The sequence below is a fragment of the Mesorhizobium sp. M0296 genome, from assembly GCF_040321675.1.
Classification (GTDB): domain Bacteria; phylum Pseudomonadota; class Alphaproteobacteria; order Rhizobiales; family Rhizobiaceae; genus Mesorhizobium.
The window spans coordinates 1-19,570 of record NZ_JAMYRZ010000072.1 but is presented as its reverse complement, the minus strand read 5'-3'; the positions used below and the strand labels follow the sequence as shown (position 1 = coordinate 19,570).

The window sequence follows — 19,570 nt, the reverse complement described above, 5'->3', positions numbered from 1 at the left end:
TAGGAACCACCAACCCACCGCGGCAGACGAACCGTGGTCGTTTCCAGCGGCTCGGCGTGGAGTGACTCCGGAAGACCGACGATACCGGCAGCGCCTGCCATTGCAGCGCCGGTCAGGAATCGGCGGCGGGTTTGCAGAATCTGCATCAAGCGCTCCTCTTCCGATTGGCAAAAGGCAATTCTGGCCGGAACCGAGCAAAAGGGGTTTCGGCAGAGGCAGATGAACCGGTGAACGCTACCTAATAGTTGTGGAACCTAGCGCGCCTAGTCTGATGCGGGACTCTTGCGCTCTCGATCGCCGGTTCATGTATTAGCAACCGACGATATGCCACGATACGCCCAATTTGTGTAGGTTGCGAGCGCAAAACTTACTACGCCAAACGTCCCGCCAGCACCTCGCTATCAGCGAGACCGTTTGCGCGGTTGTGAATAGCCACTTCGACCCACCCGCTGAACATCCGCTATCGTTCTTCGGACGCCGAAAGCCGCCATTTCGCCATCGGCCCCAAAGCTGCCAGGCGGTAACGCGCCCAACCGACCCATCAGGCTACAATCAGGCTGTGGCCTTCTTGCGGGGACGTTTCGCGGGCGCCGGCTCTTCGGGCTCCTTCGGTTTGCGGCCGAGGCCCATGGTTTTAGCGAGGGCTGAGCGCGCTGCGGCATAGTTCGGCGCAACCATGGGATAATCCGCCGGCAGGCCCCACCTGGCGCGATACTCATCCGGAGTCAGGCCATAATGGGTCGACAAGTGCCGCTTCAGCGACTTGAACTTCTTCCCGTCCTCCAGGTTGATGATGTAGTCGGGCGTCACTGACTTGTTGATCGGCACGGCAGGCTTGAGAACTTCAGGTCTTTCCGACACACCGCCGGTCGTGCCCTTCAGGGCGGCATGGACCTGTCCGATGAGGGCGGGTAGTTCACCGACTGGCACCGGGTTGTTTGAAACATAGGCTGAGACTACATCAGCCGTGAGTTCGATGAGCTTGTCCGTATTGCTCTCGGTTTCTTCTGTCACGAAATACTCCTGGCGGATCAAACGATTGGCGTCGAACAGTCGTTTCATAATGACGACCGCTTCCGATAGCAACGAACCTGTTGCATTTCTGTTGTCTCGGCAGTCGCGTGACACTGCTCGACGTGGCCGATCCGCTCCGGCGACGACCTTGTAGCGATTGCCGCGTGCGGTTCCGCCAACAGCAGGACCATCGCTTCCGGCGTCCCGGCTTTGAAGCACGCGGTCAAATCGATTCTCTGACGTGTATTCCTTGCGGAGGTGCGGCCGCGGCGTTTGCCCGTTTGCCGGACGGCAGAGGGAGAGGGTGGATGGCCCGCGTGACGGGTCGAGGGCTGGAAGAGGCTTCCGGCGCCCGTCGCGGAGAAAGCTCCATGACCCAGTTGCAAGTTCTCGCTCCTACGGTGAATCCACGGGGCGGTTACAAGGTGGATGTCAGCCGTGGCCAACGTGTCGGTCGCGTTTCTTCCGAGTGGTTCAACCGGCCGGCGGACGAGCGCTACCTTTCTCTCACCGATCTCCATAATTCGGTGAAGCGGCGGTCCGAACGCAGCAAGACCCGCATCGTTGACAGTGAGCTGATCCGCGTCGAGGCCAGCCGCGACGACCCGGAGCGCCTGAAGCTGATGCTGCCTGATGCGCATGCCTCTGTGGCCCCGACGCATTGGAGCTTTGGCCAACTCGCCAGCCTGGTCGGCGCGCCAGCCGCCTAGCCATGTTCGAGGGCTACGCCGGATCGGCCCGGGCCGACTTCCGCCTTGCCGTCGAGCGCGAGCGTGCGCTTGGCCAGCTCGATGATATCGTCGCCCATTACGAGGCCTATCTCGACCGTGAGGGCCCCGCCGGACCGGGCGCTCTCCGGCTGCGCCGCGAGTTCGCCCAGGTGCAGCAGGAGCTCGGCGATCTTCCCGGCCGGATCATGGACCGCAAGCGGCTGGCACCATGCTCGCCCATCTCGGGCGGACCTTGCATGTCGGCTTCCTCAATGATTGCCTGTTCGACGCGGCGACCGCGCTCTGCCTCAAAGATGCGCCGGATGACGAGCGAACGGCGCCGGCCCTGTCGCGCTGCAGCCCCGACCGGTGCCCCAACGCCTGCCTGACCGCCCGGCACCGCGAGCCATGGCAGGCCTCCATCGCCTAGGGCGAGGCGCTGCTGGCCAACCGACGCCTGTCGCCGCTGCAGCGCACGGCGATCCTGAAGGACAATGAGCGCAAGCGCCGTCTGATCGCTCCTCTCGTGGACGGTGATGCATGACCGCGCTTGGGCCGAAGAGCGAAGCCGCGCTGAGGGCGGCCGTGGAGCGGCTGCTCGACGGTCGCCCCGCCCGCACCGACGGGGCGCTGACCGTCGCCAACCTGGCGCGCGAGGCCGGCGTCAGCCGGGCGACGGCGAACCGGGCCGGCGCTCTTCTTGCTGAGTTCCGTGCCGCCGAAGCGCGCCACCGGAGATCCTCCCCCAGAGTCCTCAAGGAGCGCATTCGCGCCCTCGAAGCCGAGCTCCGCGCCGTGCGCGGCGCCGAGATGGCCGAGCTGCGGGCGCTGGCCCGCACGCTTGCGCAGCACATCCAGGTTCTGACGTTGCAGGTCGCCGAGCGCGATGCGGTGATCGACGGCCTGCGGGAGGAACTGGCTCGATCACCTGCGACCAGCGTTGTGCCGCTACGACGCCCGTCTCACGACAGCGTTGGCTGAGAGCCGCGCAGCTTCGTAACCGATCTGGCCCGGGCCGTCCATCATGGTCGGCGCTCCCACGCTCGCCCTCTCCGTCGAGGCAGGGGCTCGGGCTGTGGCAGACGCTGCCGGCCCCTAAACCCTGTTCCGCACCAGCACCGAGAACAGGATGTGACGGGCCGGCTACCCGCCGTTCGACCTACGCGGATCGAACTGGTCAAACCGACCAAAGCGGGACCTCGGAGCACCCCGACGGGAAGGCCAGTGTGCGGTGTGACGGCGATACGCGGCTCGCATGACCGTGTTAAGGTCCATCCGTGATTGAGGAAGGATGGCAAGCCATGGAACCCGCACAACTACGATATAATTGGGCTGATTCCGACGTCTACGAGGCTTTCATGGGGCGCTGGAGCGAACATCTGGCAAGCCTATTTCTCGCCCATGTCAATGTCGCTCCGGGCGGTCGCGTACTCGATGTAGCCTGTGGGACAGGTGTGTTGACGAAAGCACTGGCCGAGGCGGGCGCGCATGTGATTGGTGTTGATGCATCGGAGGGATACTTGGAAGGAGTCCGCCTTCGTCGATCCCACCCCAATATCGCATATGAACACGGCGATGTTCGGCACATGCGGTTCGACAACAACGTATTCGATGCGGCCGTTTCCACGCTGGCCCTGGACGTTATCCCGGAAATTGAACAGGTAGTTGCCGAGATGAAGCGCGTGACCCGTCCGGGCGGCGTGGTCGCGTCCGCTGTTACTCAGTTCTTTGGTGGCATGACCGCCTTCGACCTCGTCTATAACACCGGTGCTCTGCTTGATGCGGACGTCGCCAGGCTGAGATCCATGCGGGCGGGGCGACAGCAATTCTGGCCAAACGGTCAGGCGGCATTGTGGCGGAAGCTCGGCCTCGACGACGTGACGGAGGTTCCCGTTGTCGTGGATTGCGAGTATCAGTCCTTCGCGGATTATTGGGCTACGTTCACCGACGGCCCGGGCAGCGTCACAGCCATGTTGAAGGCACTTTCGGATGACGCCCGCGGTTCGATCGAGCAGCATGTTCGTGCCGGATATCTGGTTGACTTGCCCGATGGACCCCGGTCATTTCCCATGATGTTCCGTGTGGTGCGCGGCTTGGTCCCAGCCTGATCCTGGAGGGCATGCAATAAGGCCTGCGAAGGTCCGGTGGGGCCAAACTGCGACGTCTATCGAAACTAATTAGGTGAATGTCCGCTTCTGCATTCCGGTCGCTCAAGGCAGTCTGACTGCTCTCGGCCACGGCCGCTAGTTGTCGACTTGTGACTTATCTAATCTGTCTCATGCTGATCTGCTGAGCAAAGATCCGGTGAATTCTCGGGATCCAGCGCCCCAAGAGCACCGCTGAGACAGGTTGATTGTTCAGATAACGCGCCGAGCAGATGAAGACCTTGGAAATCGAGAACGGACGCCTCGAGTTGCGGGCGGTAACAGGCCCCGACTACGGCAGAATATTTGACTCAGAACTGGTCGATGCCGTGCAGAAGATCGCCGGCAACGGTAGCGGCGACACGCGCTGGAAAGTGCCTGGCGTGCTCGACTGGTCGACGGGAATCTACAATCCGAACGTCGACATCTCCAACGACAGGACAACGCTCTATGCGTCCGACCGTGATGTCTTTGTCTTCCTCGTCGACGACCTGAATCCGATCGAAGCCGGCAAGCTGCCCGATGGCTCGCCCGACGTCTTTTTCAGGGGGGTTTATTGCTGGAGCTCCGAAGTCGGCGCCCGAACGCTCGGAATCGCCAGCTTCTATCTACGTGCAGTTTGCCAGAATCCTTGTCTGTGGGGCGTGGAAAATTTCGAGGAAATCACCATCCGGCATTCCAAATATGCCGCCTCGCGTTTTGCCCTGGAAGCCGAACCAGCGCTGATCCAGTTCGCGGAGTCTTCGCCCATGCCGTTCGTCAATGGCATCAAGGCTTCGCGGGAGCGGATCGTCGCTCGCGACGATGAAGATCGCCAGAGCTTCCTGCGCAAGCGCGGATTCTCCAAGGCGGAGACCACGAGGATCATCGATGCCGTGCTTTCGGAGGAAGGGCACCCGCCCGCCTCGATTTTCGACTTCGTGCAGGGCATTACGCGGGTAGCGCGCGACAAGCCGCATCAGGATGTTCGCCTGGAGATGGAGGGCAAGGCAAGAAGCTGCTCGATCTAGCAGCATGATACCGCAATGCTGCGCGAGGAGTATGAACGTCACTGGGCTACTGAGGCTGCCAGTGTCCGAACATGTGCATCGCTGCGGCGCGCAGCACACGGCCTGCGCTGCCGGTCTGGCAAACACATCTCTCAGGTCTAGTTGTGCGCCGCACAAAATCGCAATGCTGCTATGCACAATTAATGCTTCTCGGCTGCGCGGAAGGGAGTAGCCTGTCGGTATCGAGTTTCGTCCGGGTCACCTCCTCCCGACCTTGGCGATCAGGGACGGCATTTATTCCTCCCGAATGCTGTCGTCCAAATCAAGCCCGCCGCACCTCCTCCCGCGGCGGGCTTTTTCGTTATGCGAGCGGCGGCTTCTGGCAGCCCGATTGCAGGAAACGAATTCGGAGGTCCGTCAGTCGGGTAGGTTGAACCGTTCGATGGTGATGGTACGCGCGACATCCACCGTAATCTCCAGCACTTCGTTTCATGCCTCCTCCCCACCGAGGTCCGAAAGGGCGAGATGAAAGAGCCTGTGCTGGAGATCGAGGCTCATCAGGCCAGGGCGGTGTTGAAGGCGACCAGCCCGACATGCAGCTCCTCGCGGCGATAGAGGCCACGAAAGTCGGTCGTGTTGTGCGTGACGAGCACATAGCCGTCATCGACGCCGGGTCACCATATGGTCCTTGGCGGAGGCCCAGCCAGCGCACATGGCTCACTCGGGAAAACCCCGTTCGCGCCAGCTTCGCAAGCTCTGGGCTCAGGCATTCGTCGATCAGGAATGTCACGAAACGGCCGGCAGATCGTCGAGACGGATTGTGCGTGTCGACTTCGCCGCCGTGCTGCGCCACGCTGGCTTGACCGGCGGACGGCCACGCCGCGGATAGGCGAGCGCATAGTCGGCCGCGAGCCCAATCTGGTCGAGAGTCAGTTGCGGATAGGCGGCACGGATCGTCTCGGGCGTATCGCCATTGGCGAGCATGTCGGCAATGTCATGAACAAGCACGCGTGTTCCCACAAAGGCCGGCTGACCGCTAAGTACCGCTGGATCGCGCGCCACCATGGCCTTGGCTTTCCTCAACCGGCTGAGGCCGGTCCTTACCCCGGCAGTGATCGGCTTCAGGTCGACCTTAAGCGGATCGGCCGCGACTACGGGCGCAGCATCATCGGCAATGGCGTGCTCAACGATCCGCCGCCGCCCGGCAGGCGTCAGCGTCTCCGCCGTCAGCCAGGCGAGGCGTAGGCCGACGAGACCCGCTCCGATGATGACGCGGCTGCCGCGGCGTGTCTCGACACGGCCGCGTAGCAATCCGGCATCGATGATGCGATGCACCTGCTTGAGCGGCACCTGCGTTACCGCCGCCGCCTCATTGGCGGTGAGCACTTCGGTACTCAACCCCGGCATGACAATAATCCTTCCACGTTCATGGAAGACATATAGTCACTCTGCCGTCTGCAGTCCAGCGAAGCTTTGCGGCAGGCGGCCGGCGCCGGCGCGAGGCCTGGAGGCAGAGGGGGGAGGGGAGATTCCTGACGGGCTTGGAGGTTCGGGGAGAGGCCCCGGGCCGCCCGTCATGGAGAACCTGACCATGGCAAAGAACGCCATTCAGAAGATCGCGATGAACGCCGCGGAGAATATTCCCTATGACAAGCTAATGCTGTCGCAAAAGAATGTTCGGCGCATCAAGGACGGCGTGTCGATCGAGCAGCTGGCCGAAGACATCGGACGGCGAAAGCTCATCCAGAGCCTGAACGTCCGTCCCGTGCTCGACGGCGAGGGCGAGGAGACCGGCATGTTTGAGGTGCCCGCCGGCGGCCGTCGCTATCTCGCGCTCGGCATCCTCATCAAGCAGAAGCGCCTGGCGAAGAACGAGCCGATCCCTTGCATCGTCAACCGTAAGCAGGAGACCTCGGCCGAAGAGGATTCGCTTGCCGAAAACCTGCGGCGCGCCGACCTGCACCCGCTCGACCAGTTCCGGGCCTTCAAGACGCTCAGCGATCAGGGCCTCGATCCGGAGGAGATTGGCGCCCGCTTCTTCGTATCGCCTGCGACGGTGAGGCAGCGCCTGCGGCTGGCATCGGTGTCGCCGAGGCTTCTCGGTCTCTACGAGAAGGACGAAATCCGGCTTGAGCAGATCATGGCGTTTTCGATCTCGGACGATCATGCACGTCAGGAGCAGGTCTGGGAACGGATTGCCAGCTCGCACATGCAGGAACCCTATTACATCAGGCGCCTGCTGACGGAGACCACGGTCCGAGCCGATGATCGCCGGGCCGTCTATGTCGGCGCCGAAACCTATGAAGCGGCTGGCGGCGTCATCCTTCGCGACCTGTTCGAGCAGGATGCCGGCGGTTGGTTCCAGGATGCCGCACTTCTTGAGCAGCTCGTCTTCGACAGGCTGAAGGTGGATGCCGAGGCGATCCGCGCCGAAGGCTGGAAATGGGTCGAGGCGGCGATCAGCTTTCCCTATGGCCATACCTCCGGCATGCGGCGCATCTATGCCGAGCCGCAGGAGCTCAGCGCCGAGGAGATCGAACGCTACGACGCGCTCAAGGCCGAATACGACAAGCTGGATGCGGACTATGCCCAGGCCGAGGATGCCGACGAAGCAGCCGAGGCGAAGCTCGACCAGCTGGGCGCCGAGCTCGATGCGATCGATGATCGTCCTCAAAGCTACCATCTCGCCCAGAAGGCCATTGCCGGTGTGTTCGTTACCCTTGCCGCGGACGGCAAGCTTCAGCTCGACGCCGGTTTCGTGCGGTCCCAGGACGAGCCGCGGACCGAAACCGGCAACGTCGATGAGGGCGAGGAAGGGGACGCCGACGGCGGAACCCGATCCAATGGCGACGACGATGGCGTTGGAGTTGTCGTCAACGGCAGGCCGGTGAATGACAGCGCTAGTGACGACGGCGAGGACGATGGCATCAAGCCGCTGCCTGATCGGCTCGTCTTCGACCTGACCGCGCAGCGGACGCTGGCACTGCGCAACGCGCTCGCCGGTGACGTCGACATCGCCATCGTCGCCGCACTCCATGCCTTCGTCCTGCAGGTCTTCTATCGCTTCGCGCCGGACACGTGTCTTGAGATCAGTCTGAAGAGCGGCAGCTTCAGCCAGGTCGACGGTCTTGCCGAGACGTCCTGGGCAAAGGAGATCGCCGAGCGCCACGAAGCCTGGGACCGCGATTTGCCCGATGAGGCGGATGGCCTGTGGAACTTCCTTCTCGGCCTCGACGAAGCAAGCCGCAAGGCGCTGTTCGCGCACTGCGTCTCGCTGACCCTCAATGCGGTGGTCGAACCCTGGAACAGGCGACCGAAGGCGCTCGAGCATGCAGACGTCCTTGGCCGCTCGCTCCAGTTCGACATGGTCGACGCCGGCTGGACGCCTACGGTCGAGTTCCTCGGGCGGCTCACCAAGGCGCGGATTCTACAGGCTGTCCGTGAAGCTCGTGGCGCGGACTCCGCGCAGCTGATCGAGCACATGAAGAAGGACATCATGGCCCGTGAAGCCGCGCGTCTTCTCGAAGGATCGAACTGGCTGCCCGAGCCGCTGCGCCTCGATGAAGTGGCTACCGCTGCTGGTGACGCGGTCGCCGGCGATATGTCGGACGAGGCGGCTCGCGACCGCGATGCCGCCGAGCTGCCGGCCTTTCTCGCCGACGATGCGGATCCGTCCTCCGATGAGCCGGTGACCATCGACGGCGACGATGCGGACCACCTCCAGGCCGCCGAATAATCGGCCTCACGCTCGCACCGGGCCCGGTACTCCCGCCGGGCCCTTTCTCATTTTCCGACATGGAGAAACCCGCATGTCCGCACATATCGTGTACGAATCCGCTCCTCTGGGGAGCGTTATCCGATACAGCGACGGCGCCGCGAACCGCCGGCTCGCTTCACCAAGAAACTCGCTGCGTGGGAGAGTCGCAACGGCGTCGGTCGCCTGGTCAAAAAGGAACCGCCGCGCGAGCGCGCGACCTATAGCTCGCCCGCCTACTTCACCCTGCATGAGGGCGATTTCGGGCAGGGCGGCATCATCGTCTCGGTCAGGCGCACTTGGTCCGTCGAGAGTGACCTGCGTTTCGAGATCGTCGAGCGCCCCACGACCGGCATGGTTCGCGTCCTGCAGGAACTCGGCGACAGCCCGGAACTGCTCTATTTAGCCAAGGATCGCGAGGCGGCCGAACGCTGGCTCGCCAGCAATTCGTACAGCCGAGCCTATCTCGAAGAGGTCTCCGCCGATGAGGTCGGCGCCGACGTCGTTGAGGGCCGCACGGCCGCCTGACCGTTTCACCATTTAACCCACCCGATCACGGCCCCGGGATCGCGCGAGCGATCGCGGGCCCGTTCCATTTCATTGGAGATCGACATGTTCGACTGGAACAGAAGCTGCTCCTATGACGAGCAGCAGAAGAGACGTTTTCACACGATAGCCCGTTCACGGCTCAAGAAACTCGCTGCCCAACTAAACCTGCCGCAGGGAAGCTTTGACCTGCGCTCGAACAAGGCGGGCATAGCCGTTTCCGGTGAAATTACCCTGCACCATCACCGCGCCTACATCCAGGTCGGCCAGTTCGGTTTGTCCTCAGGTCACGGCATCCTGATCCGCACCTGCAAGGGCCGCAAGGACTATGTCGGCGGGGCCAACCACTTCGTTGCGCTCGACATGCTCGACGACATCCCGGCGCTCGCCGCCGCCGTCCGTGCCGTCACTGGGGTTGGTCGAGGCGCTTCGCCTTCCTCCGAGCAACGCGCCGCCTGAAGCCTGCAAACCCCATCATCGCCGGCGCACGCGCCGGCCGCAGGCTCGGCCAGTCGACAGCCACAACATCACCAAGCAGTTGCGACGAGCGGTTCATGCCGCGCGTGGCCGACCTGCGTTCAGGAGAACCCCATGACCGCACATCCACCCTTCAGGAAGGTGCTCGACGGCGTCGCCACCCGCGAGCAGATGTTCCAACTGTTCAGCCGACACAAAGACACTCCCGGCATCGATCTTCTTTCCGGCACTCCCTATTCAGGCGAATGGTTTGAGATCGAAGCGACCCAATTTCACTTCATGCTCGATTTGCTGCCGCCGCTCTTCATGCGCACCGGCATGTTCGGCATCTCGGAGTTCAAGGCTGGCAACGTGACCAGCGTATTCTTCGCGATCCGGATCCGGGGCCGCGAACGCTGGTTCCATGGCTTTTGCGACCTCACGGATCGGCAGTCGCCAGACAAGATGCGCGCCGCCATCATCGCCCACGAGACCGGCGCGAGCGACAGCATGACCCGCGCGGAGAAGCTCGAGGCGATCTGGAACATGACCCCTGTCGAACTCAGGGACATCGCCCGCAATGCAAATCCCGGAACCGGGTGGGCCGAACATCGCGGCAAACGCACGATTCTCATTAACGCCGGAAAGCATGATGCTGTCTTCAAGCTGCTCGATGATCTGTCGGATCTCGAGATTGACGAACTCCTGTCCTCCGCCCGATCAAGCCGGAACTCAAAGAAGGGAGGCGACGATAAAGGTTGTCCCTGAGAGTTGCCGCTCGGAAGCGAAACGTCCCTATTAGCACGGTCCGCCTACTCCGCTGAAATGAGGCGCGTCGGATAGGCTATGCGGCGCGATGTCTATCGAGGAGGCGTACTATCGGACGCCGACGGGCGAGACGCTCTCGCACATTACGATCGCTTGCACGCAGCCCTATCGCTTTCCAAGATACCTGACGGCAACCGACATTGCTCGATCAGTGCGTCGCCGCCGGCCGGCGCATTTTCACGGTATTTAAGGCCAGCACCGACCAGGTGCTCGTAGTCCAGCGAGCCACCTATCAGGGTCAGACTTCAAGTCGGATGATCCTTGTCACCTGATCACCGTGGGTAATCGCCCTTAGCGAAGCCGTGTGGCCGACTGGTTCGACGATATGATCGGCCAATCGCCGAACAAAACTTCGGATCAGGACCTGCCGCGCAGGATGTACCCGGCATTGCGTAAGGCGCCGATGAAGAGACTGGCCGGGCCGGCGATACTCGTCCTGGCCTGCATCGGTAGCGGCAGAGTGTTCCAGTCTTCCAAGGGAGCGATAAAGCTGGAGAAAGTGCCATTGACCATGCAATGGCTGATCGCCGAGCCCTGCTTGTCTAGCGCCAGAATGCCTGTCCGGTTGCTTGGATATCGGACGGCGGCGATCCGCTGCATTTCCAAGTCGCCATCGATGCGCAAATCAAAAAGCAGGACGCCGTGGCTTCTGATGGCAATTTTTGCGACTTTTTCCGTGAATCCAAGAGGAAGCGCACGGACGCTTTCGACCGCCATCCCGAAAACAATCGCGTCCAGCTCATCCGCCGCCATGAGAAGATTTGCTCCCAAGAAAATCAGGATTGCAATCGATGCAGTCGGTTGTGCACAGTCATCGGATGCGGACGGCTGTTAGTCCCTTGTACGTTTGCCCGGCGGCAACGAATGACGGCGTAGGCGGCGCTCGATGCAGCGGGGTTCTTTACCGAACCTGGAGCATGCGAGCCTCGTCAGCATGTCGAAATTTGTCAGCTGCCGGTGGATCGAGCGAAGTGGCGCCTGTGGATGGCGGGCATGGATAGGCTCTGAAGGTCGCGTCAAATGAGACCTCGGCCCGCAATAGACTGTTAGCGTCCCGGTGATCGAGCCAGTCCCCGAGATCAGGGAAACCTCGCTTGCTCGTCGCTGGCCTTCTCCGATAAAGCTCGGCAAGAGCGATAAGATGCCTAGGCGCAGAATACTCGCTGACGCGAAACAGCGACTTGGCTTGCAAATCGTCCTCACATCAAGGAAGAGACTATGAAGCGCCAGATCCGGCCATTTATCGTGGAAGTCAAACAGAAGCGCGGCAAGCAAAAGCCAAGCCATTCGATCTGGGGTGCTCTCGACCTGTCCAAAATTGTCACCGAGATGACGCAGCTGTCTGATGGTGCTCAGTTGCCAGGTTCTGAGCTCATTGACTCCAGTATAAGACCCATCGATGCTGATGACGGTGACAATCCACAAGCGGAGCATATCATGGCTGATTCTCAGGAAGCTCAAACTGTTCAGACAACAGTGGCACCAGCCAAAGTGGAAGCCCCTGAAGCGAAGAAGAAAGTTCCGCGAGCAAAGAAAGCGAAGGCAGAGCTCGCCAAGCCGACCCGCAAAAACGGGGCGAGACCAGGGCCCCAGGCGGCTGAACCTGCGGTGGCGGTGCGGACCGCCCGGAAGACCTACTCTGAGAAGGAACGCGTCCAGAAGCTTGCCCAGATCGAGAAGTCGATCGCTGGGGGTGCGACCAGCAAGAGTGCGGTCGGCCAAGCCGGCATTTCGGAGCAGACCTATTATCAGTGGAAGAAGGTTGCAGCGCCAGCCGCAGATAGCGGCGATCTGAAGGACCTGCTCGCGCTCGAGGAAGAAAACAAGCGCCTTAAGAACCTGCTTGCTGACCGTCTGCGCAAGGAAAATGCCGAGCTCAAGAAGAAGCTGGGCCTGGGGTAAGACATACTGAGCCTCGTCGGAAATTCCGCCGACGCTCAGAGCGGCAACGGCGGCATATCGCCTTCGCCGACCCGCCACACCCAGAAGCCGATCTCCGGACGCGCGGCGATCATTTCGTCGAGCGAAGCCTCGAACGCTTCGTCCGCGCCGGCCGGGACGACAAAGAGTGCGGTCGGCTGCTGCCTGTCCTGGAGCAAAGCGTTGGCGATCGGGTGGTCGGTTTGCAGGTCATAGCGCAATCCCTTCACGCTCTTCTCGCGAAGGCGGGCGAGCGCGTCAACGAGCCGCTTTTCCGAGACCGTCTCGAAAGGGATCCAGTTCTCGGATACCACCATTAACGCGACCTCCTCAACAACGGCGAGGCCGGCCGGGTTCAGTCCGAAGGTCGCGATCACTATCAGATGTGAGCTGGAATCCGCTCCCCACAGCGACAATTCTCTCTCGAAACGTGCCTGCAAACGCCGATGCAATGCATCGTCGATGACAAAGGGAAAGCCCGGCAGATGTCTGACGACGAGTTTCCGACCGGATCGGGCGGGCATGATTTCCTTCACCTCGCCGACCAGAACCAGTAGCTTTCGTGGGCCGGATTTCGGCGGGAGCGCCATGCCGAGAGCCGCATTGCGGCGATGTTCGATCGCTTGCCTGTTCTCGGCGCGAAACGGCTCGGGCACGAACAGGATATCCGCGAGGGGCCCGCCCCTCACCGTCATTTGCCCGGCAGCCTCGAGCAGATGCCAGCGGACATTCCACCAATGTCGCTTACCGGCCCATCGGGATGTCCAGACCGTCAATTCGGCCTCCTGCCATAGATAATGGAGCAGGCCACGCAGCGACATCCTCCTGGGGTCTCCAGTTACGCTGGCGGAGCTCTCGCCAGCAGGCGCGGATGCTGCCCGGCTCCCCGTCTTCGACAGGCTGAAATCGAGTTTCAAAGCAGCCATGCCGCTTTGCGGATCGAGCTGTATCGCGCTGCCCATCAACGCGCCCAGCCCGGACAGCTCGTAAGGCGATTCATATGAATCACAGGATGGATCATGCCCGCCGCCGCTCAGCGGCATGCGCTTGATCAGGTGAAGGTCGCCGATGCGGGCTACATCGGGCAGCCCGGCTCGCGGCACAGGCATAGCGGACGCTCGGTGCGGACATAAGCGTTCGCCAGCGTCGCCTGCAGGTCAGGCGCTCCCTCCTCGTAGACCGCACTGCCAATTCTGAACCGTCGCATCACCTCCGCAGCTCCAGGTCGCCGCCGCATCCCTGTGCGCGCATTCAAGTCATGGCTTTGCGCAGAGCGCAACCCGTTTGGTGCATCGGCCTCAGAGGGAGAGGGGAGCCGGGAGGAGTGCGGCCCGGCTGGCGCGGAGAGAGTGCCGGCGCGGGCGCCACTCCCCTCTTGCGAAGGACATCTCCATGAACATCGTTTCGACCACACCTGCCGTTGCCCGGACGGCCGCTCCCCTCGGCGCGCCGGCACAAGACGCCCTCGACACCGCCCAGGCGATCTACCGAGCGGCAATGCGGCTTCTGCCGTTCCTCGAGCACGGCAAGTCTGTCACCACTGCGGAACTGCGCACCACCATGACAACAAGTTTTGGCGGCAGCGATGCGCAAGGGTGCTGGGTCTGGAAGGACGCCTATGAGGCCCTCGAAACCGCCCAGGTTCTGTTTCTGCGCCGGTTCGGCCCCGCGATCCTGTCCCGGTCCGCCACGCCGCGGGCAAGGCTAGCGATGATAAAGCGCATCGCCGACCTTCTTCCAACCCATACGCGACGCTCCGACGAGAGCCAGGCCATGCAGCAGCTCTCCACGCCCTTGCCGCTGGCCTTCGTAACGGCGCACGCCGCGGCGATCGCATCTTGCGACCTCGTTCTCGAACCGTCGGCCGGCACCGGTCTGCTCGCCGTCCATGCCGAGATGGCGCGCGCCTCGATCGCGCTTAACGAGCTTGCCGCAACGCGGGCCGATCTGCTCGGCCTGCTATTTCCGCAGTTCCCCGTCTCGCGGCACGACGCCGCCCATATCGACGACCATCTCGACGCGGCCATTGAGCCGTCCCTCGTCTTGATGAATCCGCCCTTCAGCGTCGGCGCCTATGTCGACGGCCATGTCGCCGATGCGGCATGGCGGCACCTCTCTTCCGCGTTCGCACGCCTGCGTTCGGGCGGTCGTCTTGTCGCCATCGCCGGCGCCGGGCTGTCTCCCGAAAACCCGAAATGGCGGCTCGCCTTCGAACGCCTGCAGCAGCAGGGCACGGTCATCTTCACCGCAGCGATCGACGGCCGCGTCTATGCCCGCCACGGAACCACCACCGAGACCCGCCTGACGATCATCGACAAGGTGCCGGCCGTCGATCCGTCGCGTTTCGTCGCCTTGCCGGGCAAGGCCAAGGATGTCGAAACGCTGCTCTCCTGGATCTCCGATCTGCCGCCCCGGACTTTGGGTGGATTCCCGGATTCGATCGGTGCATTGTCCAGCGGCATCCTGCGCAATGCCGCCATGCAGATGGCTGCCCGATCCCGGAGAGCCGCACCCCTCGCTGTCTCAACGGCTGCTCCAAAGGCAATGCAATCGGTCCGTCCGATTGCGCGAGCGAAGCCCGCTCGCCAGGTCATGGCAAACAGCACGCCGGCTGTTCCCCTTGCCTACGAATTGCGCGACTGGATGCCGGAGGAGGGCGGTCGCATCACCGATACGATCTACGAACGCTATGCGCTCCAGTCGATCCACGTCCCGCGCGCAAAACCGCATCCGACGCCGCTCGTGCAGTCGGCCGCAATGGCCGCCGTCGCGCCACCAAAACCTTCCTATCGGCCGCTTCTTCCTGATGCGATCATCGACGAGGGCCTGCTGTCGGACGCCCAGCTCGAAAGCGTCATCTATGCCGGCGAAGCCCATTGCGGTCATCTCACCGGCGCCTGGACGGTTGACGAGACCTGCGATGTCGTCTCGGCCGCGCCAGAAGGAGCTACGAACGCTGTCCGGTTTCGGCGTGGATGGTTTTTGGGTGACGGAACCGGCTGCGGCAAGGGACGGCAAGTCGCCGGCATCATCCTCGACAATTGGCTGCAGGGGCGGCGCCGCGCGATCTGGATTTCCAAGTCCGATAAATTGCTGGAAGACGCTCAGCGAGACTGGGCAGCACTTGGCCAGGAAAAACTCCTCGTGCAGCCACTCTCACGCTATCGGCAGGGCACGCCGATCCGCCTTGCCGACGGCATCCTGTTCACGACCTACGCAACCCTGCGCTCGCAGGAACGGGAGGGCAAGAAATCCCGGATCGCCCAGATCCTCGACTGGGTCGGACAAGAGGCGAGAGGGGCCGAAGGGGCTGGAGAGAACCCGTCGGGGGCAAAAAAATCTTTCGATGGCGTCATCGTCTTCGACGAGGCCCACGCCATGGCCAATGCCGCTGGCGGCAAAAGCGAGCGTGGCGACGTCGCGCCCTCGCAGCAGGGCAAGGCGGGACTGCGGCTGCAGCACGCGCTGCCCGATGCCCGCATTGTCTACGTCTCCGCGACCGGTGCGACCGCCGTCGAGAACCTCGCCTATGCGCAACGTCTCGGCATCTGGGGCAGCGAGGATTTTCCATTCGCCAACCGTGCCGAATTCGTCGCCGCGATCGAGGACGGCGGTGTCGCGGCGATGGAAGTGCTCGCCCGCGATCTCAAGTCGCTCGGCCTCTATACGGCGCGTTCGCTCTCCTATGACGGCGTCGAGTACGACCTCCTCGAGCATGCGCTGACCGAGGAGCAGATCCGCATCTACAACGCCTATGCAGACGCCTTCCAGGTCATCCACAACAACCTGACCGCCGCACTCGAGGCCACCAACATCACCAGCGAGGCCGGCACGCTGAACCGCAACGCAAAATCGGCGGCGCGCTCAGCCTTTGAAAGTACCAAGCAACGCTTTTTCTCGCATTTGATCACCTCGATGATGACGCCGACCCTGATCGGCGCGATCGAGCAGGACCTCGCCGACGGGCATGCGGCAGTCGTGCAGATCGTCTCGACCAGCGAGGCGCTGATGGAACGACGGCTTGCCGAGATCCCCACCGAGGAATGGTCGGACCTGCATGTCGACATCACGCCGCGCGAGTATGTCGGCGGGTACTTGATGCATTCCTTCCCGACCCAACTGTTCGAGGAGTATTCCGACGCGGAGGGCAACGTCTACTCGCGGCCTGTCCACGACGAAGATGGCAACCCGGTCCAGTGCCGCGAGGCGGTTCGCCGGCGCGGCGAGATGATCGAAAAACTCGCATCGCTGCCGCCGGTCGGCAGCGCGCTTGACCAGATCATCCATCATTTTGGCACAGACACCGTCGCCGAGGTGACCGGCCGCTCGCGCCGCATGGTCAAGAAGACCGGCCGCGACGGCATCGACCGGCTGGCCGTGGAAAACCGCCCTGGCTCGGCCAATCTGGCCGAGACCCAGAGTTTTATGGATGACGACAAGAGCGTTCTGATCTTCTCCGACGCCGGCGGTACAGGCCGCTCCTATCACGCCGATCTCGGGGCCAGGAACCAGAGGCTGCGCAAGCACTATCTGCTCGAGGCCGGCTGGCGCGCCGACAATGCCATCCAGGGTCTCGGAAGGACCCACCGCACAAATCAGAAGCAACCGCCGCTGTTCCGGCCGATGGCCGCCAACGTGAAGGCTGGCAAGCGATTCCTGTCGACGATCGCGCGACGGCTCGACACGCTTGGCGCGATCACGCGCGGCCAGCGCCAGACCGGCGGGGCAGGGCTGTTCCGGTCCGAGGACAATCTCGAAAGCCCCTATGCCCGTGCGGCCCTTCGCCAGTTCTATCTTCTGTTGCACCAGGGCAAGATCGACGGCTGCTCGCTCACGACCTTCGAGACGGTAACCGGCCTGTCGCTGACGACGGATGAAGGTGGTTTGCGCGACGAGCTGCCGCCGATCACGACCTGGCTCAATCGCCTGCTTGCGTTGCGCATCGAGACCCAGAACCTGCTGTTCGAGGTGTTCGAGCAGTTGATGGCGGGAAGAATAGAAGGCGCCATAGCCGCCGGCAATTATGACAAGGGTCTGGAGACGATCACGGCGGAGAGCATCGTCGTCACCGATCGTAGGACCGTCTATACCCATCCAGTCTCCGGCGCGCAGTCACATGTGCTCACCGTCGCGCGCAAGGACCGTATCCGGCCGCTCGGCCTCGTCGACGCGCTGGCCATCGTCCGGGCGGAGCTCCAATCGGTTCTGTTGGTGAACACACGGTCGAGCCGCGCGGCGATCCGGCTGCCGACGGCGAGCCTGATGCTCGACGACGGAACCGTCGAGCATCGCGCGCGCCTGCTGCGGCCGACCGACGAGCTGCGCTTCGGCCTCGACGCACTTGCCGAAACCCATTGGCAGCCGACCGACCGAAAACTCTTCTGCGAGCTGTGGGACTCGGAAGTCGCCGCCGTCCCGGAGTTCACCACCAGCACCTTTCACATCGTGACGGGTCTGCTGTTGCCGATCTGGCGTCGGCTGCCGGACGGCGACTGTCGAGTCTATCGAATCCAGACCGATGCCGGGGAGCGCATCATCGGCCGCCACATCGCGCCGACGCTGGTCGCCACCATGTTCCGCAATCTGGGTCTCGACGATGTGCCGAGGCTGGCGCCGGAAGATGCCTGGACCGGGCTCGCCGACGGACGGATTGGACTGCAACTCGCCGATGGCCTGATCCTGCGCCGCAGTCGGATCATGAACGACTACCGTGTCGAATTGATTGGCTTCACCGACGCGATGGTCCCTCGGCTGAAGGCGCTGGGACTGATCTCCGAGATCATCGCCTGGAAGCTCCGGCTGTTCATCCCGACGACCGCGCAAGGGTCCGCCATCCTCGCCGCGCTCCTCGACCGCCATACGCTGGTTGGTGTCACCGACCGTACCTCGGCGACTTGAGGGGAGGCGATCATGACCGGCTCGGCCTCCGAGCTGGCACGCCGCCTTGGCGAACACGCCGAGGCGGTGTGCCGGGAATATCTCTCCAACGGCCATCGCTCCGGCAATTACTGGATGGTCGGCGATGTCCACAACACGCGCGGCCGTTCCATGCATGTGCGGCTGAGGGCAAACGCCAAGGGCCCGGCGGGTAGGTGGGTCGACGAGGCGACGTCTGAATTTGGCGATCTGCTCGATGTCATCCGTGAAAGTTGCGGCCTCGTCGACTTCCGTGACATCGCGGATGAAGCACGTCGCTTCCTCTCCATGCCGCTGCCACCGCCCCAGCCCCAGCCTCTGCCCCTTGGCGCGCAGTGCCAGCCAGCCGCGAAACGCGGCTCCCCTGAGGCCGCGCGTCGTCTGTTCGCCATGTCCCAGCCGATCGCCGGCACGCTGGCCGAACGCTATCTTGCCGGCCGCGGCATTCTGCTTTCGACGCACGAGCGCGCGCTGCGCTTCCATCCCGGCTGCTACTACAGGAATCTCGTAACGGGCGAGACGCAGACCCTGCCTGCGCTGATTGCTGCTGTCACCAACCTCGACGGGCGTATCACCGGCCTGCAACGGACTTGGCTTGATCCTTCGGGTCACGGCAAGGCGCAACTCGCGGATCCACGCCGCTCGCTGGGGGATCTCCTTGGCAACGGCATCTGGCTAGGCCATGAGCCCGGCATGCCCGTCCCGGTCATGGCGGCCGGCGAGGGCTTCGAGACGATGGCTTCGCTTAAGGTGGTGATACCGGCGCTGCCTGTGGCGGCCGCCACCTCGGCCAATCACCTCGCCGGCCTGAGGCTTCCGCTTGGCTGCCGCCGCCTCTACATCGCAGCCGATGCCGACGCTGCCGGCCGGCACGGCATCGAACGCCTCAGCCAACGCGCAGGCGAGGCCGGGATCCTCGCCCTGGTGTTGCGGCCGCAGCTCGGCGATTTCAACGACGATCTGCGCCATTCCGGCCCGGCCCATCTCGCGGCATGGCTCAGCGATCAGCTCGTCCCGGATGATGCCCGTCTCTTCCTGTCGCCCGGATGAACGGGTCGGGACTGGCAGGCGGGCCGGCACGGCGTCGCCGGATAGCCTGCAGGCATGGCGGCGGTCCGCCGGAGAGGCTGCGCCCGCGGCCTGCCCGAGAGGCGATCCCTGCCACCCCCGGGTCACGGCCGCAACGGCTGCGCCGTCCAACCCATAGCATAGGCCATAGCTGCGGCCCCCCCCCCCGCCCGGCCCGGATTCGCTGTCAAGCCCCGATTGGCCCGGCCCCACACCCCCGACACA

At 63.2% G+C, this 19,570-nt stretch carries 14 protein-coding genes and 3 pseudogenes; 12 read left to right on the top strand and 5 right to left on the bottom strand.

The annotated features are described in order from the left end of the window. The coding region (locus tag NKI97_RS34230; protein ID WP_352838502.1) for a twin-arginine translocation signal domain-containing protein at nt 1-146 on the bottom strand (146 nt) is incomplete at its 3' end. 406 nt (nt 147-552) lie between these two features. Next, the gene (locus NKI97_RS34225; RefSeq protein ID WP_352750013.1) at nt 553-1,014 is read right to left on the bottom strand and encodes a Ros/MucR family transcriptional regulator; all 462 of its coding nucleotides are present in this window, start codon (nt 1,012-1,014) and stop codon (nt 553-555) included. 371 nt (nt 1,015-1,385) lie between these two features. Here NKI97_RS34225 and NKI97_RS34220 point away from each other — a divergent pair. From NKI97_RS34220 to NKI97_RS34200, 5 genes and pseudogenes are all read left to right on the top strand, one after another. Next, nucleotides 1,386-1,721, top strand: a pseudogene (locus NKI97_RS34220) (hypothetical protein); the annotation flags it as partial. A 5-nt stretch (nt 1,722-1,726) separates the two neighbouring features. Next, complete coding sequence (locus NKI97_RS34215; RefSeq protein WP_352838501.1) at nt 1,727-2,113, top strand: hypothetical protein; 387 nt, start codon at nt 1,727-1,729, stop codon at nt 2,111-2,113. A gap of 151 nt (nt 2,114-2,264) precedes the next feature. Continuing rightward, on the top strand, nt 2,265-2,705 hold the full coding sequence (locus NKI97_RS34210; RefSeq protein ID WP_352453168.1) for a hypothetical protein: 441 nt from the start codon (nt 2,265-2,267) through the stop codon (nt 2,703-2,705). Nucleotides 2,706-3,025: 320 nt separating this feature from the next. Then, nucleotides 3,026-3,832 carry a class I SAM-dependent methyltransferase gene (locus NKI97_RS34205; protein WP_352838500.1) on the top strand — a complete coding sequence of 269 codons (807 nt, stop codon included), beginning with the start codon at nt 3,026-3,028 and terminating at the stop codon, nt 3,830-3,832. A 257-nt stretch (nt 3,833-4,089) separates the two neighbouring features. After that, nucleotides 4,090-4,886: pseudogene (locus NKI97_RS34200) on the top strand (DUF932 domain-containing protein); the annotation flags it as partial. A 757-nt stretch (nt 4,887-5,643) separates the two neighbouring features. Here NKI97_RS34200 and NKI97_RS34195 read toward each other — a convergent pair. After that, complete coding sequence (locus NKI97_RS34195) at nt 5,644-6,264, bottom strand: DUF433 domain-containing protein (RefSeq protein ID WP_352750006.1); 621 nt, start codon at nt 6,262-6,264, stop codon at nt 5,644-5,646. Between the two features lie 184 nt (nt 6,265-6,448). On the opposite strand from NKI97_RS34195, the gene NKI97_RS34190 reads away from it, so the two are divergent. The 4 genes from NKI97_RS34190 (at nt 6,449) to NKI97_RS34175 (ending at nt 10,381) form a co-directional block, all read left to right on the top strand. Continuing rightward, nucleotides 6,449-8,593, top strand: coding sequence for a ParB/RepB/Spo0J family partition protein (locus tag NKI97_RS34190; protein WP_352838499.1), 2,145 nt, complete (start codon nt 6,449-6,451; stop codon nt 8,591-8,593). 96 nt (nt 8,594-8,689) lie between these two features. Further along, entirely contained in the window at nt 8,690-9,139 is a 450-nt protein-coding gene (locus NKI97_RS35650) for a UCP036055 family protein (protein WP_502901494.1), read from the top strand. A gap of 84 nt (nt 9,140-9,223) precedes the next feature. Then, nucleotides 9,224-9,616: a hypothetical protein gene (locus NKI97_RS34180; protein ID WP_352838498.1), complete on the top strand. Its 393-nt coding sequence runs from the start codon at nt 9,224-9,226 to the stop codon at nt 9,614-9,616. Nucleotides 9,617-9,748: 132 nt separating this feature from the next. Then, entirely contained in the window at nt 9,749-10,381 is a 633-nt protein-coding gene (locus NKI97_RS34175) for a DUF1419 domain-containing protein (RefSeq protein WP_352750002.1), read from the top strand. Nucleotides 10,382-10,798: 417 nt separating this feature from the next. Here NKI97_RS34175 and NKI97_RS34170 read toward each other — a convergent pair whose 3' ends face one another. After that, nucleotides 10,799-11,194, bottom strand: a complete 396-nt coding sequence (locus tag NKI97_RS34170; protein ID WP_352838497.1) for a hypothetical protein — start codon at nt 11,192-11,194, stop codon at nt 10,799-10,801. A 465-nt stretch (nt 11,195-11,659) separates the two neighbouring features. Here NKI97_RS34170 and NKI97_RS34165 point away from each other — a divergent pair, with 465 nt between their 5' ends. Next, nucleotides 11,660-12,343, top strand: coding sequence for a transposase (locus NKI97_RS34165; protein WP_352838496.1), 684 nt, complete (start codon nt 11,660-11,662; stop codon nt 12,341-12,343). A gap of 35 nt (nt 12,344-12,378) precedes the next feature. On the opposite strand, the pseudogene NKI97_RS34160 reads toward NKI97_RS34165, so the two are convergent. Beyond that, nucleotides 12,379-13,568, bottom strand: a pseudogene (locus tag NKI97_RS34160) (DUF1173 domain-containing protein). A 185-nt stretch (nt 13,569-13,753) separates the two neighbouring features. Between NKI97_RS34160 and NKI97_RS34155 the strand changes: the two are divergent. Both NKI97_RS34155 and NKI97_RS34150 read left to right on the top strand, forming a co-directional pair. Beyond that, entirely contained in the window at nt 13,754-18,259 is a 4,506-nt protein-coding gene (locus tag NKI97_RS34155; RefSeq protein ID WP_352838495.1) for a strawberry notch-like NTP hydrolase domain-containing protein, read from the top strand. 12 nt (nt 18,260-18,271) lie between these two features. Further along, nucleotides 18,272-19,327 carry a DUF7146 domain-containing protein gene (locus tag NKI97_RS34150; RefSeq protein ID WP_352838494.1) on the top strand — a complete coding sequence of 352 codons (1,056 nt, stop codon included), beginning with the start codon at nt 18,272-18,274 and terminating at the stop codon, nt 19,325-19,327. Nucleotides 19,328-19,570 lie beyond the last annotated feature (243 nt).

Excerpts from the sequence above, each read along its gene's own strand:
- NKI97_RS34215 (WP_352838501.1), top strand. The coding sequence starts at position 1,727 with ATGTTCGAGGGCTACGCCGGATCGGCCCGGGCCGACTTCCGCCTTGCC.
- NKI97_RS34165 (WP_352838496.1), top strand. The coding sequence starts at position 11,660 with ATGAAGCGCCAGATCCGGCCATTTATCGTGGAAGTCAAACAGAAGCGC.
- NKI97_RS34205 (WP_352838500.1), top strand. The coding sequence starts at position 3,026 with ATGGAACCCGCACAACTACGATATAATTGGGCTGATTCCGACGTCTAC.
- NKI97_RS34155 (WP_352838495.1), top strand. The coding sequence starts at position 13,754 with ATGAACATCGTTTCGACCACACCTGCCGTTGCCCGGACGGCCGCTCCC.
- NKI97_RS34150 (WP_352838494.1), top strand. The coding sequence starts at position 18,272 with ATGACCGGCTCGGCCTCCGAGCTGGCACGCCGCCTTGGCGAACACGCC.
- NKI97_RS34180 (WP_352838498.1), top strand. The coding sequence starts at position 9,224 with ATGTTCGACTGGAACAGAAGCTGCTCCTATGACGAGCAGCAGAAGAGA.
- NKI97_RS34195 (WP_352750006.1), bottom strand. The coding sequence starts at position 6,264 with ATGCCGGGGTTGAGTACCGAAGTGCTCACCGCCAATGAGGCGGCGGCG.
- NKI97_RS34190 (WP_352838499.1), top strand. The coding sequence starts at position 6,449 with ATGGCAAAGAACGCCATTCAGAAGATCGCGATGAACGCCGCGGAGAAT.
- NKI97_RS34210 (WP_352453168.1), top strand. The coding sequence starts at position 2,265 with ATGACCGCGCTTGGGCCGAAGAGCGAAGCCGCGCTGAGGGCGGCCGTG.
- NKI97_RS34170 (WP_352838497.1), bottom strand. The coding sequence starts at position 11,194 with ATGGCGGCGGATGAGCTGGACGCGATTGTTTTCGGGATGGCGGTCGAA.
- NKI97_RS34175 (WP_352750002.1), top strand. The coding sequence starts at position 9,749 with ATGACCGCACATCCACCCTTCAGGAAGGTGCTCGACGGCGTCGCCACC.